The following is a 15,337-nucleotide window of genomic DNA, read 5'->3' as shown; positions in this document are numbered from 1 at the left end:
GGGCGGCGGTATCGTCGACCTTGCAAAAAAAAGGGAGGCAATTGACTGTCGCAGTCGCAACCCACAGCAATTGACCAAACACGCTTCGCGTCGCTATCTGGCGCCCTGCTGGTATTCACGGGGCGTACACCCAAACTCGCGGCGAAAAACGGTGTGCAGGTACTGCGCCGATTTGAAGCCGCAACTGCGCGCGATGTCGGCGATTGCTGAATCGGTGTTCTCCAGCCCGTTGGTGGCGGCTGCCAATTTGAAACCCAGGATCTCGTCGTGGACGCTGCAGCCTCGCACATCGCGAAAGTGCGATTCCAGCGATGAGCGAGACACCCCCACGTAGGCCGCCACTTGCGCGGACTTGATGCCCTGGCAGGCATATTGGCGAATGAACAGCAGGGCTTGCATGACATATGGGTTGCCCAAGGGTTGGTGCAAACTCGAGACCTGCACGTTGATCGCATCCGGGGGTATCAGGATGTGCATGCCGGTGGAGGGCATGCCGTGCAGCATCTGGTGCAGCAATCGCGCAGCGGTGCGCCCCATGGTTTCGGTGCCCTGGATGACCGAACTCAAGGGGACCCGGGTCAAGCAGCGGGTCAACGGGTCGTTGTCGATGCCAATCAGTGCCACCTCCTCCGGGACGGCGATTCCGGCGGTCAGGCAGGCTTGCAGCAACTGCCGGGCGCGGGCGTCACTGACGGCGATGATACCAATGGGTTTAGGCAGGCTTTGTAGCCAGTCGATCTGCTGCTCGACGGCGCTGTCCCAGAGTGGCGCGCTGGTGCCCATGCCCCGATAGACCTCAGCGTGCAGACCATCGCGTTGCATCAATCGTCGAAAGGATTTTTCCCGTTCCTGCGCCCAACGGTTGGCCTGCGCTTCCGGCAGGCTGAAGCAGGCAAAACGTGTCAGCCCTGCCTCGATCAAGTGCTTGTAAGCAAGGGTAATCAAGGCGTCGTTATCGGTGGCCACATACGGGATACCTTTCGGATAGGCGCGCTCATCCTCGTAAGAACCGCCCACCGCCACCACGGGTAACTCGATGCCGGCCAACGCCTCACCGATCAGCGGATCGTCGAAGTCGGCAATGATCCCATCCCCCTGCCATCGTTCGATGCCTTTCAGGCGACAGAGAAAATCCTCCTCCAGAAAAAGGTCCCAAGAGGCACGGGTGCTGCTCAGGTAATTGCCGATGCCGCTGATGATGCCGCGGTCATAGATCTTGCTGCCGTTGAACAGCAGCGCGATGCGGTGCACGGGAGGTACGGTTTTCATTGTTTTTATTATGGTCTGGAGGCAAGCCGTCCTGGACGGCGATTGGCACAGACTAGGCGCCCGGTCGACGAATCTCAATACTCAAAATCGCACCCTGTGTTGATGATTTTCGTAATCAGCGGTAACGGGGCCGTTGCTAGTATCGGGACACCGCCTAGAACAACAAGGACATTTGCCTGATGCCGTACTTCCCCAATGTCGACCAGATTCGCTACGAAGGCCCTGACAGCAACTCGCCTCTCGCCTTCCGGCACTACGACGCCGACAAAGTCATCCTCGGCAAACCCATGCGTGAACACCTGCGCATGGCTGCCTGTTATTGGCACACCTTCGTCTGGCCAGGGTCCGATGTGTTCGGTGCAGCAACCTTCAAGCGCCCGTGGCAACACACCGGCGACCCGATGGAGGTGGCCATTGACAAGGCGGCCGCCGCGTTCGAGTTTTTCTCCAAACTGGGTATCGACTATTACTGCTTCCACGACACGGATGTCGCCCCGGAGGGCAATTCGCTGAAGGAGTACCGCAACCACTTCGCGCAAATGGTTGATCACCTGGAGCGACATCAGGAAGACAGCGCAATCAAGCTGCTGTGGGGAACCGCCAACTGTTTCAGCAACCCACGCTTTGCCGCCGGTGCCGCCAGCAATCCGGACCCCGAAGTGTTTGCCTGCGCCGCCGCCCAGGTGTTCAGCGCCATGAACGCCACCCAACGCCTGAAAGGCTCCAATTACGTGTTGTGGGGCGGTCGCGAAGGTTACGAAACCTTGCTCAATACCGATCTGAAACGTGAACGCGAACAACTGGGCCGCTTCATGCGCATGGTGGTCGAGCACAAGCACAAGATCGGCTTCAAAGGCGACCTGCTGATCGAACCCAAGCCACAGGAACCGACCAAGCACCAATACGATTACGACAGCGCGACCGTTTTCGGCTTTCTCCAGCAGTTCGGTCTGGAAAAGGAAATCAAAGTCAACATCGAGGCCAACCACGCAACCCTGGCAGGCCATAGCTTTCATCACGAGATTGCGACGGCCGTCTCGCTGGGGATTTTCGGCAGCATCGACGCCAACCGCGGTGATCCGCAAAACGGTTGGGACACCGATCAGTTCCCCAACAGCGTCGAAGAAATGACCCTGGTGACCTATGAAATTCTCAAGGCCGGCGGGTTCATGAATGGCGGATTCAACTTCGACTCCAAGGTCCGCCGCCAGAGCCTCGATGAGATTGATCTGTTCCATGGCCATATCGGTGCAATGGACGTTCTTGCCCTGTCCCTGGAACGGGCAGCCACCATGGTTCAGAACGACCGACTGCAGCAACTCAAGGATCAACGCTACTCCGGCTGGCAGCAGCCGTTCGGGCAGGCGGTGCTGACGGGTGACTTCAACCTCCAGTCACTGGCCGAACATGCATTCGCTAACGAGCTGAACCCGCAAGCCGTCAGCGGCAGGCAGGAGATGCTCGAGAACGTCGTCAACCGGTTCATCTATCGCTGATCGCCAGCGAAGTCAGTCGGCAACGGGGCTGTGACATTTACGCGACAAATCTGTGTCCGCAACGCCTGCCGACTCTCTACAGTCCTACCAGCCCGATACTCATCATCAGGCAGTGTCTTTCCAACAACAATAAAAGGACGCACCACCATGAAGAACGTAAAACGCACGCTATTGGCCGGCGCCTTGGCTCTGCTGTCGTTGCCGGTGATGGCCGATGCCGCCCACCCGAAAATCGGTTTCTCCATTGATGATCTGCGGCTGGAGCGCTGGTCACGGGACCGCGATTACTTTGTCGCGGCAGCGGATAAAATGGACGCCAAGGTCTTCGTGCAATCGGCCGATGGCAACGAGCAAAAGCAGATCTCGCAAATCGAAAACCTCATTTCCCGCGGCGTCGATGTGATCGTCATCGTGCCGTTCAATGCCACCGTCCTGACCAACGCCGTCGCCGAAGCGAAGAAGGCCGGAATCAAGGTTGTGTCTTATGACCGTCTGATTCTCAACGCCGATATCGACGCTTACATTTCATTCGACAACGAAAAGGTCGGCGAAATGCAGGCCAGCGGCGTGCTGCACGCAGCGCCCAAGGGCAATTACTTTCTGCTGGGTGGCGCGCCCACCGACAACAACGCAAAAGTGCTGCGCGAAGGGCAGATGAAAGTGCTGCAGCCGGCCATCGACAAGGGGGACATCAAGATTGTTGGCCAACAATGGGTGAAGGAATGGAGCCCGACCGAAGCACTGAGCATTGTTGAAAACGCCTTGACCCGCAACGACAACAAAATCGATGGCATCGTTGCCTCCAACGACGCCACGGCAGGCGGCGCCATCCAGGCATTGGCGTCTCAGCAACTGGCTGGCAAGGTGCCGATTTCGGGACAAGACGCTGACCTCGCAGCGGTCAAGCGAGTGATCGATGGCACTCAAACAATGACCGTGTATAAGCCGCTGAAACTCATCGCCTCCGAAGCCGCCAAACTCTCGGTACAACTGGCGCGTAACGAGAAACCCGCCTATAGCTCGCAGTACGACAATGGCAGCAAAAAAGTGGACACCATCCTGCTCACGCCAACCCCGTTGACCAAGGACAACATTGACCTGCTGGAGCAGGACGGGTTCTACACCAAGGCACAGATTGCCGGGAAATGAACAGCAGAGCGTAACGTCTCAACGGCCCGCTGCGGGAGCCCGGCCAGCCCCTGGTTCCTGCAGTGTCAGCCACATACCTCACGCTCATGAGTCTCTGCCATGCCCGATTATCTGCTGCAAATGAACGGTATCGTCAAAACCTTCGGCGGTGTCAAAGCGCTCAATGGCATCGACATCAAAGTCAGGCCGGGTGAGTGCGTTGGACTGTGCGGCGAGAACGGCGCCGGCAAGTCCACACTGATGAAAATCCTTTCGGCGGTCTACCCCCATGGCACCTGGGACGGCGAAATTCTCTGGGATGGTCAACCGCTCAAGGCCCAATCCATCAGCGAAACCGAAGCCGCCGGTATCGTCATCATTCACCAGGAACTGACGCTGGTTCCCGACCTGTCGGTGGCCGAGAACATTTTCATGGGCCATGAACTGACGCTGCCCGGTGGGCGCATGAATTACCCGGCGATGATCCACCGTGCCGAAGCCTTGATGCGTGAACTGAAAGTGCCGGACATGAACGTGTCGCTACCGGTTTCGCAGTACGGCGGTGGCTATCAGCAACTGGTGGAAATTGCCAAGGCACTGAACAAGCAAGCGCGCCTGCTGATCCTCGACGAGCCTTCATCGGCCCTGACCCGCTCAGAAATCGAAGTGTTGCTGGACATCATCCGCGACCTCAAGGCCAAGGGTGTTGCCTGCGTCTACATCTCCCACAAGCTCGACGAAGTGGCCGCCGTGTGCGACACCATTTCAGTGATCCGTGACGGCAAGCACATCGCCACGACCGCCATGGCGGACATGGATATTGCGCAGATCATCACCCAGATGGTCGGACGGGAAATGAGCAACCTCTACCCTACCGAGCCGCACGACATCGGCGACGTGATTTTCGAGGCCCGTCACATCACCTGCTACGACGTCGATAGCCCCAAACGCAAACGGGTCGACGATATTTCGTTCGTTCTCAAACGTGGGGAAATCCTCGGAATTGCCGGCCTGGTCGGCGCAGGCCGTACAGAACTGGTGACCGCGCTGTTTGGCGCCTACCCCGGCCGCCATGAAGGCGAGGTCTGGCTGGACGGCCAACCCATCGACACCCGCACACCGCTCAAGTCAATCCGTGCCGGCCTGTGCCTGGTGCCCGAGGACCGCAAGCGCCAAGGCATCATTCCAGACCTGGGCGTCGGCCAGAACATCACCTTGGCCGTGCTGGACGGTTACTCGAAACTGACCCGCATTGATGCCGAAGCCGAGCTGGGTTGCATCGATCGGGAAATATCGCGCTTGCACCTCAATACCGCGAGCCCGTTCCTGCCGATTACCAGTCTCTCCGGCGGCAATCAGCAAAAAGCCGTGCTGGCGAAGATGCTGCTGACCAAACCCCGGGTCCTGATCCTCGATGAGCCCACCCGGGGGGTGGATGTCGGCGCCAAGTACGAAATCTACAAGTTGATGGGAGCGCTGGCGGCCGAAGGCGTGTCGATCATCATGGTTTCCTCGGAGCTGGCCGAGGTGCTAGGTGTGTCCGACCGAGTATTGGTCATCGGCGAGGGGCAGTTGCGTGGCGACTTCATCAACCGCGAACTCACCCAGGAACAGGTGCTCGCCGCTGCACTCAGTCAATCTGGTGGCTATAACAATAATGATCGGATACCCGCGTAATGAATCAGGTCAAACAACTTTTTACCCGCTACAAAATGCTCGCGCTGCTGGTTGCCGTGGCAATGATATGGATGTTCTTCAGCTGGCAGACCGAGGGCGGATTTCTAACACCGCGCAACCTGTCCAATCTGCTGCGGCAGATGTCCATCACCGGGATTCTTGCCTGCGGCATGGTGCTGGTCATCATCAGTGGCGAGATCGATTTGTCGGTCGGCTCATTGCTGGGCTTGCTCGGTGGGGTGGCGGCCATCCTCGACGTGATCTACCACATACCGCTGCTGGCGAATCTCAGCCTTGTCGCCCTGTGCGGACTGCTGATCGGTCTTGCCAACGGCTACATGGCCGCGTACCTGCGCATCCCGTCTTTCATCGTGGGGCTGGGGGGCATGCTGGCTTTTCGCGGCATTTTACTGGGGATTACCGGCGGCACGACCATCGCCCCGGTGTCGCCGGAGTTTGTTTACATTGGCCAGGGTTATTTGCCACACACGATGGGCATGGCCCTGGGCGTTCTGCTGTTCGCATTGACGCTGTTCCTGACCTGGAAACAACGGCGCAATCGCGCGCTCCATGGTCTGGCGCCACATTCACTGGCGCGTGACGTTTTTCGAGTGCTGTTGATCGGTGCAGTGCTGGCCGGATTCGTCCAAACGCTCAACAGCTATGACGGCATCCCCGTGCCGGTTCTGCTTCTGCTGATTCTGTTGGGTGTGTTCAGCTACGTGACCAGTCAGACCGTATTCGGTCGACGCGTCTATTCCGTGGGCAGCAACATGGAAGCAACGCGCCTGTCCGGTATCAATGTGCAAGCCGTGAAGCTCTGGATTTTCGGCATCATGGGCGTAATGTGTGCGCTCGCTGGCGTGGTGAACACGGCGCGCCTGGCCGCCGGCTCGCCCTCGGCCGGCAGCATGGGCGAACTCGACGCCATCGCTGCGTGCTTTATCGGTGGCACCTCCATGCGCGGGGGCTCCGGTACGGTCTACGGTGCCCTCCTCGGCGCGCTGGTCATTACTAGCCTGGACAACGGCATGTCCATGCTTGACGTCGACAGTTACTGGCAGATGATCGTCAAAGGCAGCATTTTGGTGTTGGCCGTATGGATAGACGTGAGCACCCGGACCGGACGACGCTGAACCGCTGCGGGATGAAATCATTCACGACCGCATTGGACATAAGCCCTTTTCCTCAGGCCGAGGCCTCCCTCTTTCAATGCCGAACATAACCGCCCAAGCAATATAGGGTCGTTGATCTTGTCGAGGGAGGTTCAGCTGGCAAGCACTGAGTATTCAAGAGTAGGACAGAGGCAGACGCCATTTGCGGTGGATCCGTCTGGAATTTTTCAAATTCACCATCGAGCAGGCCATCATCAAGAAGGCAGCCAGGCTCATCCACAGCTATTCGAAGCCGACGCTGAGCTACTGATCAACAATGACGAGTTACTTCAGCACGAGGTGTTTGGCCCGGTGGTCGTCGTCGTTGCGGTTAATGACCGGCACCAACTGCAGCAAGCCCTGATTTTCGGGGGGATTCACCAAGGCGATTCATGAAGCCCGGCGGATTTACGGTATCGCACATTACACGTAGCACATGAGCGCCAGGCTCCTGAGCGCGGTTTCAATGCTGTCCATCTAGCCTGGCAATTGCGCCTTGACCTGATGTGCAAATTCCGGACTCCCATTGACGAGCTACTTACGCCGCCCTCAAGGGTCTGGCTGATGAGTGCATCGGGCTGCGGGTGGCATTGGCCGATGGTGAACAGGCACAAGCAAGGAGCACATTGTCAGGTGGTTTTTTTGGGTCTATCTTATACAAAACCTATACAAGACCATCATGAATGTACAATAAAGAGCATTGGCCACTGACGCTGTACTTTGACGGTAACTGTCCGTTGTGTGCGCGCGAAATTATGATCCTGCGCCGACGCGCCTCAGAGAGTCAGCTGCTGTTTATTGACATCAGCAGCGGTGCATTCGATGCCGAGGCACTCGGGTTTACGTTCGAGCACATGCAGTCGTCGTTGCACGCCCGTTTCGCTGACGGACGCTGGGTAACCGGCCTGGACGCCACCCTGTGGAGCTGGCGAGCCGCCGGTTTGGGTTTTTGGGCAACGCCACTGACGTGGCGTGCATTGCGCCCGTTGCTTGAACTGGGTTATCGCCTGTTTTGCCGCTTACGCCCCCATTTGGCTTGGTTACCTCACCCGGATGGCCGCCGTCGATGTGTCGATAACTGTTGCGCGCTGCCGGAATCAAAACCCGCACCCGATGAGCTGATCACCTTCAAAACAAAGCAGCCCTAGAACGCTTCAGTTTGGTATTGGCCTGATGAAGAACCTGGGCCACAGGTGATCTCGCGAAGCTCGTGTTATCTGCGTCAGATCGTGCGCAGCTGATACTCTCCTACCGCCAAGGATTGCCGACACATACAGCGCAGCATGGCTGCGAGGAATCAAGATGAACCCATCATTAGCCGAACATTACCGTGAAATTCTCGTCGGCGTAGGCGAGAACCCTGAGCGTGAAGGTCTGCTGGACACCCCCAAGCGTGCCGCCAAAGCGATGCAGTACCTGTGCAATGGCTACACAATGAGCCTGGAGGAAGTGATCAATGGTGCACTGTTCGAATCGCAAAACGATGAAATGGTCATCGTGCGCGACATCGAACTGTATTCATTGTGTGAGCATCACATGCTGCCCTTCATCGGCAAGGCTCATGTAGCGTACATCCCCACCGGCAGGGTACTGGGCCTGTCAAAGGTCGCCCGAGTCGTCGATATGTTCGCCCGCCGCTTACAGATCCAGGAAAACCTCACAAAACAAATTGCCGACGCCATNCAGCACATCACCGATGCCGCCGGCGTGGCGGTGGTCATTGAAGCGAAGCACATGTGCATGATGATGCGGGGCGTGGAAAAACAAAATTCGGTGATGACCTCATCCGTGATGCTGGGTGCCTTTCGCGAGTCGTCCGCTACGCGTCTCGAGTTCCTGCAACTGATTGGGCGACGCAGTTAAGGCCCAGAAATCGCACACGGTGTGGGAGAGGCGAAATGAACAGTTCCTTTGCAATGAACTCGCTTGGCGACGGCTACCGCGTCTTAGTGATAGGCCCTAGTGGAGCGCTTGGCGCGGCGTTTTGTGAGTTGCTGAAGGAAGATCCACGATGCTCGGTTGTTCGTGAGCTGGGGCGCAAAAGTGTTCCAGGATTGGACCTGGAAGAGCCCGACAGTATCGCGAGGGCGGCCGCCGAATTAGCTGAAGAAGCCCCGTACCAGTTGATCTTGCATGCCGCCGGGCTGCTCCATCGCGACGACATCAAGCCTGAAAAAAGTTACTCCGCGATTGAAGCAGANGCGTTGCAGTCAGTCTTTCAAGTCAACACGTTCGGGCCTGCGCTGGTTTTGCGTCACTTCCTGCCGTTGCTGGACGCTCATGGCGCGATGGCGATGCTCTCCGCCAAGGTGGGCAGTATCGACGATAACCGTTTGGGCGGCTGGTATGCCTATCGCGCCTCAAAGGCAGCGTTGAACATGTTGATTAAAACGGCTGCGATCGAACTAGCGCGAACCCGCCCTCAGACCCGCTTGTTGAGCCTGCATCCCGGCACGGTAATTTCGGGCCTGTCACACCCGTTTCGTGGTGCCTCGGCAGCCAGGCCGGCGAGCATTGCTGCCCATGAGTTGTTATCTCTGATTGACCGCTTGGCGCCTGCCGACAGCGGCCATTTCTTTGCTTATATCGGAGAACGCCTACCGTGGTAGGCAGGGAGTGAACCTTGAATCTGCAAGCGTTGACCGAGCGGGCCGCGAATGGCGAAGTACGTGAGTTGGAGCTGCTGTCTCTGGAAGGCGGTTTTTATCTGGCGCGAGTCGGGCTGGATCACGGCCAGTTCACGCTGCTGGACGATACATCGAAGCCTATGCACCTTCGCTCCATCAATCACCTGCGTGAGTTGCTGCAGCTTGTCCCGCCATTTCCCTGCGTGCTTGTGCAGCAGTGCGTCCATGACGAGATGTGCGGTTCACGTGAAGGGCCCATTGAGTCGTTACGTATTCCTTTCTCGCTGACTGCGTCATGGTAAGTCACCCTCCGTTGGATCCTGTCGTATGAATAAGACTCACCGACTGTGCCTGGTCTTGGGCGATCAGTTGTCTTTTGACNTNGCCTCATTGAAGGNNCTGGACGCCGAGCACGATACGGTGTTGCTGGTCGAAGTGATGGAGGAAGCCAGCCATGTGCCCCATCACCCGCAAAAAATCGCACTGATCTTCAGCGCGATGCGCCATTTTGCCCAGGCGCTGCAACAACGCGGCATCCGCGTGCAATACGTCACCCTCGATGATCCGCACAATACTGGATCGGTAGCGGGAGAGTTGCAGCGTTGGCAGTCGCGACTGAACCCGGATGAGTTGCATCTGACAGAATGCGGTGACTGGCGNCTGGAGCAGTCGCTGAAAGATTGTGGCTTGGCGATCCAGTGGCATNCCGATACCCGTTTTCTCTGCACCCGCGCTGAGTTCTCGTCCTGGGCCGACGGCAAAAAGCAGCTGCGCATGGAGTTCTTCTACCGTGAGATGCGGCGCAAGAGTGGCCTGCTGCTCAACGGCGATGGCAGCCCGGTCGGCGGCGCTTGGAACTTTGATGCAGAAAACCGCAAGGCGCTGCCCAAAGGCGTGAGAGCCCCATCCCCCATGCGCTTTACGGCAGATGCCATCACCCAGGAGGTACTGGCGCTGGTCGCAAAAAACTTCACCAGCCACTATGGCGCCCTCGACACCTTTGACTACCCGGTTACACATGCCGACGCCCAAGCGTTGTGGGACTACTTCCTCGACTGGGGGCTGGCGGCCTTCGGCGACTACCAGGATGCCATGGCCACTGATGAACCGTTCCTGTTTCATGCGCGGATCAGCGCCGCGCTAAATATTGGCCTATTGAATCTGCGTCAGTTGTGCAGCGACGTCGAGGCCGCGTATTGGGCGCACAGGATTCCATTGAACGCCGCCGAAGGTTTTATCCGCCAGCTCATTGGCTGGCGTGAATATGTACGGGGTGTCTACTGGCTGAAAATGCCCGACTACGCCAGCGGCAATCTGTTTGGCAACAGCAGGCCGCTTCCAGCGTTCTATTGGACGGGCGACACCCAAATGAACTGCATGGGCCAGGCGATCGGCCAAAGTTTGAAACACGCCTATGCCCACCATATCCAGCGGCTGATGGTGACCGGCAACTTTGCGCTACTGGCCGGCATCGCACCGAGCCAGATTTGCGACTGGTACCTGGCGATCTACATGGACGCGTTCGACTGGGTCGAACTGCCCAATACATTGGGCATGGTCATGCACGCCGATGGCGGATACCTGGGCTCCAAGCCGTACTGCGCCAGTGGCCAATATATAAAGCGCATGTCTGACTACTGCCGCAACTGCGCGTATAAGGTCAGTGAAAGCACGACCGAGGACGCCTGCCCGTTCAATTCGCTTTACTGGCACTTCCTAATGCGTCATGGCGACCTTCTGCGCGGCAATCAGCGCATGGGCATGGTCTACAAAAACCTCGATCGGATGACTGACCCCAAACGACAAGCGCTCTGGGAACGCGGCCAGAAACTGCTCGCCAGGCTCGACGCAGGGGAGTCGTTTTGAAGAAGAGTGAACTCCCCGTCAAAACATGCGTGACGTGCGGCCTTCCCNTNTTTGCTGGAAAGGCCATCTATTCCTAAAGAGTCTCCTGCTGCTACGCTGACCTCTTCCACGGAGGAATCGCGATGCCAAATTCAGACCTGCTGCCTTCCCTGCTATACAAGATCAATGAAAACCAGTTGGCACTCGAAGCCGCGATCATGGAGCTGACGCTTTGGGTCGAGCAGCGCGGATCGGCGGAGGTTGCCGGCAACGTTCGAGGAGCGCTGGACACCATTAGCAAGAACGAAGATTTCATCAATATGACTCTCGCGGTGCTCATGGCACCGGAGTGATCTACCCCATGATCCGTATCAGAAAAAATATGGTCGGAATAGGCCTGCGCACCCTAGTCATACGATCTCCAATCATTAACCAAAGAAGCAAAAATCCCCCCTCCAACGCAATACCAGAGCCTGCAACGCCCGAAACCCTCTTGCCCGGCCTACTCGAATACGATACAAACCAATCCAGTTGTACGACAACATCATAAAAATGCCCCCGCCACCTGAGTCGGCCTATCACTCATCGAGACCTGCCATGCCCCGCCCTACGTATGCCCAAACCATACCGCCGCCCTTCCCCCGCCATCTCGCCGTGATCATACTTTTGTGCATGGGCTGCGCGTTCGCCGGTAACCATGTGGCGGCACGGGTCGCTTTTGATGATGGCGCGGGTGTGTTGTTGGCGATTTTGATGCGTTCTGGCGGGACCTTGCTGGTGCTCGCCATCCTGGTGTTGTGGCAAAAACAAAGTCTGCGTCCGCCGCCGGGTACCTGGCACTGGCAGTTGCTGTTGGGCCTTCTGATTACCGTGCAGAGCCTGTGTCTGTACTCCGCTGTAGCACGGATCCCAGTGGCGCTGGCGCTGCTGGTGGCCAACGTGTTTCCTATCTTGCTGGCGTTGCTCACCTGGGTAGTGGGTGGCCCGAGACCGACTGCACGCACCGCTACGTTGATGGGTTTGATTCTGGTTGGGCTGGTGTTTGTGTTGGATGTCCCCGGGCGTGTGTCGACCACGACCAACGTCAGCCAAGAATGGCTGCTGGGCGTCGTGTTCGCGTTCTGCGCCGCCAGCGTATTCGCATGCGCGCTGTGGATTACTGACCACAAGTTGTCTCAGGTACGTGGTTCGGTGCGCAGTCTGTTGACCATTTTTATCGTATTCGGCAGCGTCAATCTTGCGGGGTTGGCTGGCGCCCTTCCAGGCGGACTAAATCTGCCCGCGACGTCAACCGGATGGTTGGCCCTTGCCACCTTGGTGGTGCTGTACGGCACGGGTTTTATCGTACTGTTTATTTTGGTGCCTCGGCTGGACATGCCACGCAATGCGCCGGTGATGAACATCGAGCCGCTGGCGACGTTGCTGATGGGCTGGATTGTGCTGGATCAGATGCTCAGTGCGGGGCAGGTTCTGGGTGGGGCGATTGTGGTCACCTGTATCGTTTTGCTGACGTATCGCACATCAGCTATCAAGGCTGACGAAAAAGCGCGACGGGCACAGTGCTAATAGCAGGGATACTGCTTGGGGTTAAACAACGTAACCGCCGTCCTACCCGAGAACTTAGGTAGTCATCCATTGTGACTTCATTGAACGAGCGCCCTTTGGAAGATCGGAGGTGTGGAATGAACCCAGTAACACCTGACGGTCGTTACTTTGTTGTCAAAGGGCAGCTGTGGCGATGTTCTAATCCATCGCTTAAGGAGGATGTGCGGCAGAGTCTCGTAGATGAGCTCATGGCAGCTCGACGTGAGGTGAAGAAAGCTAAGGCTTGGTCCGGGTTGTAGCCCGCCTCCAGCCAGACCTCCTGTGATTGCTTGTTGCGCTTCACAACACGTTCACTTGCCCCTGCCAAGTGCTGCCAGAACCTACGGCCGTCCGCACTGCCCTGGTAGTCAGAAAAATAGACGTCTGGGGCTTATGTACTCAAACCGACATCACTTGGCCGGTACCCTTCAAGACGTCAGTCAGACACAGCGGTTCGGCATTCAACCGGGGCGCGAAATACCATGCTGGCGCAGTTTGCGGTAGAGCGTATTACGGCTGATCCCCAGGCGGGCGGCGACATGAGCGATGTGCCAATGTTCCGCCTCAATCAACGTTAGCAGTGTCTGCCGTTCGGACACTCCAAGTGGGTTTTCGGCTAACACGGCTGGAACTGCCGGTAGCAACTCCGCCAAGTCCTCCAGAGTGACACGTCCCTCCATCGACAACGCTATCAGTGTGCGCAGACACGTGCGCAGCTGCCGGACATTACCCGGCCAAGGATGCGTCAGCAAGCGCTCTCTAACTCCGGCCTCGAGCCGAATCCTTGCATCTTTTGTCTCTTCGCGCAGTAGAAGGTCGAGCAAACGACCCTTGTCTGAACGCTCACGTAACGGTGGGAGCTGCACGGAGAAACCGGCAATGCGATAAAACAAGTCTTCGCGAAAACGCCCTTCGACCACACAGGTGTTCAGATCCTGGTGGCTGGCACTGATAAGGCGAATATCGAGAGGACGTGCCGTCGCTCCGCCTAGGGGCACCACCTGACGTTCCTCCAGCACCCGCAGCAGGCGAGTCTGCAACGCCAGGGGCATATCGGCGATCTCATCGAGAAATAGAATGCCGCCATGGGCTTGCTCCAGCTTACCGATCATTCCGTCCTTGCGTGCGCCAGTAAAGCTGCCGCCGTGATAGCCGAACAGTTCGCTCTCGATCAGCGTTTCTGGAATGGCCGCGCAATTGATCGCTATAAACGGCTGGCTAACCCTGGAGCTGGCACGATGCAGCGCAGCAGAAAAAGCTTCTTTGCCTGTACCGGTTTCACCTTGTAAAAACACGGGTACGTCACGCTCCAAAACACGCAATGCGCGAGCAAAGCCGCGTTGCAAGCGCGGATCTTCGAGACACACTTGCCCATCGTCAATTTTGGGGATTGCAGGAGTGCCGGAAGGCACTCGGCGTAAGGGTTCTCGCAACTGTCCGTAGAGCTGGCGTCCGTCCAGCAGCCGCATTGGCCAGCAGACACTTGGCTGCGAGCTGGCCTGACTCATCACCTGATCGAGAGGTGTCTCCAACAGCATCGTCAGAGATTGCCCAACCACCTGCTCACGGCTGAGGCCCAGCAGCTCGAGCGCCGCATGATTGACTGAACAGATACAAGCGCTCTCGTCGAAACTGAGCAACCCCTCCCCCAACAGTCCGACGTAGCCGGACTCCGGGTGGAAGCGCAGCAAGTATCGCTGCGGATCATGCCCCAGGAAATAACAGCTCTCGATCAAATGGGCCGTCAGGTTGGTCAATGCCATTGCTTTGAAGTGCTGCTGAAGACCTTGTTCTTCTCGCACAGAAGAGAGGTTAAGAACGGCGAGCAACTCTCCGCTCGCATCAAATATCGGGCTGGCCGAACAGGTTAAGCCGGCATGCTTGCCACGGAAATGTTGATCACGACGGATAGTGACATGCTGTCGCTCGACCAGGCAGGTGCCGACACCGTTGGTTCCCTCACAATCCTCGCTCCATACCGAACCGAGCCACAGTCCGGAACGTTGCAATTCGGCTCGTTCGGAGTCATTGAACACGCTGTCGATCGCCACACCGCGAGCGTCGGTGAGTAGCACCACGTGGCCATCACGTCCGAGCTGTTGGTGCAAGTTGCTCATCTGCCAGTGAGCCACAGCGATGATGTGTTCCAGTGGCGCGCGGTGATCCTGCAAGCGTGGATGCTCAACCACGTTAGGTGCGCGGCGACTGGCAGGATCGAGCTGATATTGATCCAGGCACCGGCGCCAGGATCGTGTGATGGCCAAGTCAGCAATAGGGCCATGGGTGGCGTGAGTACCCTGCACGGCTTGCAGCACTTGTTGTGCATGGGCGTTGATCAAGGCCGGCTTCATTATTCTTGTTCTCCGTTACGGTTAGGACACGGGTCTGTTCGCAGCTTATATGAAAAGATCGCAACCAGCGCTTTTTGCACCGAGTGACACTCTGTCATCCACCATTTTCAGAATCGTGACAGATCTGCGAATCCAAGCCTGATCAACACCGCAGCAGCCGCTCTGCAATGGGGCTTTCGCGAAGGTGGCCCGAGCCTTGCTGAGGG

General features: G+C 57.6%; 13 protein-coding genes and 1 pseudogene. 12 read left to right on the top strand and 2 right to left on the bottom strand.

Annotated features, from left to right (window positions below; translation table 11 throughout):
- Positions 1 to 93: 93 nt before the first annotated feature.
- The gene (locus tag B7L09_RS00290) at positions 94 to 1,269 is read right to left on the bottom strand and encodes a XylR family transcriptional regulator (protein ID WP_010460797.1); all 1,176 of its coding nucleotides are present in this window, start codon (positions 1,267 to 1,269) and stop codon (positions 94 to 96) included.
- Between the two features lie 179 nt (positions 1,270 to 1,448).
- On the opposite strand from B7L09_RS00290, the gene xylA reads away from it, so the two are divergent.
- From xylA to B7L09_RS00230, 12 genes and pseudogenes are all read left to right on the top strand, one after another.
- Entirely contained in the window at positions 1,449 to 2,765 is a 1,317-nt protein-coding gene (xylA, locus tag B7L09_RS00285; protein WP_010460799.1) for a xylose isomerase, read from the top strand.
- Between the two features lie 147 nt (positions 2,766 to 2,912).
- Positions 2,913 to 3,914 (top strand): D-xylose ABC transporter substrate-binding protein, encoded by a 1,002-nt coding sequence (xylF, locus tag B7L09_RS00280; RefSeq protein WP_010460800.1) that lies wholly within the window; start codon positions 2,913 to 2,915, stop codon positions 3,912 to 3,914.
- Between the two features lie 99 nt (positions 3,915 to 4,013).
- Positions 4,014 to 5,570 (top strand): D-xylose ABC transporter ATP-binding protein, encoded by a 1,557-nt coding sequence (gene xylG, locus B7L09_RS00275; protein ID WP_010460802.1) that lies wholly within the window; start codon positions 4,014 to 4,016, stop codon positions 5,568 to 5,570.
- On the top strand, positions 5,570 to 6,706 hold the full coding sequence (locus B7L09_RS00270) for a sugar ABC transporter permease (RefSeq protein ID WP_010460804.1): 1,137 nt from the start codon (positions 5,570 to 5,572) through the stop codon (positions 6,704 to 6,706). The genes xylG and B7L09_RS00270 overlap by 1 nt, the downstream gene beginning before the upstream one ends.
- Positions 6,707 to 6,916: 210 nt before the next feature.
- Positions 6,917 to 7,087: pseudogene (locus B7L09_RS32190) on the top strand (aldehyde dehydrogenase (NADP(+))); the annotation flags it as partial.
- 320 nt (positions 7,088 to 7,407) lie between these two features.
- Positions 7,408 to 7,872: a thiol-disulfide oxidoreductase DCC family protein gene (locus tag B7L09_RS00260; RefSeq protein WP_094467281.1), complete on the top strand. Its 465-nt coding sequence runs from the start codon at positions 7,408 to 7,410 to the stop codon at positions 7,870 to 7,872.
- Between the two features lie 154 nt (positions 7,873 to 8,026).
- Complete coding sequence (folE, locus tag B7L09_RS00255; protein ID WP_094467280.1) at positions 8,027 to 8,587, top strand: GTP cyclohydrolase I FolE; 561 nt, start codon at positions 8,027 to 8,029, stop codon at positions 8,585 to 8,587.
- 35 nt (positions 8,588 to 8,622) lie between these two features.
- Entirely contained in the window at positions 8,623 to 9,333 is a 711-nt protein-coding gene (locus B7L09_RS00250) for an SDR family oxidoreductase (RefSeq protein WP_094467279.1), read from the top strand.
- Between the two features lie 14 nt (positions 9,334 to 9,347).
- Positions 9,348 to 9,653 (top strand): DUF6482 family protein, encoded by a 306-nt coding sequence (locus tag B7L09_RS00245; protein WP_094467278.1) that lies wholly within the window; start codon positions 9,348 to 9,350, stop codon positions 9,651 to 9,653.
- 25 nt (positions 9,654 to 9,678) lie between these two features.
- A complete protein-coding gene (locus B7L09_RS00240; RefSeq protein WP_094467277.1) occupies positions 9,679 to 11,217 on the top strand; it encodes a cryptochrome/photolyase family protein in 1,539 nt (512 codons plus the stop codon).
- Positions 11,218 to 11,339: 122 nt separating this feature from the next.
- Positions 11,340 to 11,549 carry a hypothetical protein gene (locus B7L09_RS00235; RefSeq protein ID WP_094467276.1) on the top strand — a complete coding sequence of 70 codons (210 nt, stop codon included), beginning with the start codon at positions 11,340 to 11,342 and terminating at the stop codon, positions 11,547 to 11,549.
- Between the two features lie 244 nt (positions 11,550 to 11,793).
- Positions 11,794 to 12,762: an EamA family transporter gene (locus B7L09_RS00230; RefSeq protein ID WP_042932016.1), complete on the top strand. Its 969-nt coding sequence runs from the start codon at positions 11,794 to 11,796 to the stop codon at positions 12,760 to 12,762.
- A gap of 479 nt (positions 12,763 to 13,241) precedes the next feature.
- On the opposite strand, the gene B7L09_RS00220 is transcribed toward B7L09_RS00230, so the two are convergent.
- Complete coding sequence (locus B7L09_RS00220) at positions 13,242 to 15,131, bottom strand: sigma-54-dependent Fis family transcriptional regulator (RefSeq protein ID WP_010460820.1); 1,890 nt, start codon at positions 15,129 to 15,131, stop codon at positions 13,242 to 13,244.
- Positions 15,132 to 15,337: the final 206 nt, after the last annotated feature.

Origin of the sequence: Pseudomonas mandelii (genome assembly GCF_002251635.1) — a bacterium.
GTDB lineage: Bacteria > Pseudomonadota > Gammaproteobacteria > Pseudomonadales > Pseudomonadaceae > Aquipseudomonas > Aquipseudomonas mandelii_B.
This window is presented reverse-complemented; position numbering and strand designations above follow the sequence as displayed.

Excerpts from the sequence above, each read along its gene's own strand:
- B7L09_RS00290 (WP_010460797.1), bottom strand. The coding sequence starts at position 1,269 with ATGAAAACCGTACCTCCCGTGCACCGCATCGCGCTGCTGTTCAACGGC.
- xylA (WP_010460799.1), top strand. The coding sequence starts at position 1,449 with ATGCCGTACTTCCCCAATGTCGACCAGATTCGCTACGAAGGCCCTGAC.
- xylF (WP_010460800.1), top strand. The coding sequence starts at position 2,913 with ATGAAGAACGTAAAACGCACGCTATTGGCCGGCGCCTTGGCTCTGCTG.
- xylG (WP_010460802.1), top strand. The coding sequence starts at position 4,014 with ATGCCCGATTATCTGCTGCAAATGAACGGTATCGTCAAAACCTTCGGC.
- B7L09_RS00270 (WP_010460804.1), top strand. The coding sequence starts at position 5,570 with ATGAATCAGGTCAAACAACTTTTTACCCGCTACAAAATGCTCGCGCTG.
- B7L09_RS00260 (WP_094467281.1), top strand. The coding sequence starts at position 7,408 with ATGTACAATAAAGAGCATTGGCCACTGACGCTGTACTTTGACGGTAAC.
- B7L09_RS00235 (WP_094467276.1), top strand. The coding sequence starts at position 11,340 with ATGCCAAATTCAGACCTGCTGCCTTCCCTGCTATACAAGATCAATGAA.
- B7L09_RS00230 (WP_042932016.1), top strand. The coding sequence starts at position 11,794 with ATGCCCCGCCCTACGTATGCCCAAACCATACCGCCGCCCTTCCCCCGC.
- B7L09_RS00220 (WP_010460820.1), bottom strand. The coding sequence starts at position 15,131 with ATGAAGCCGGCCTTGATCAACGCCCATGCACAACAAGTGCTGCAAGCC.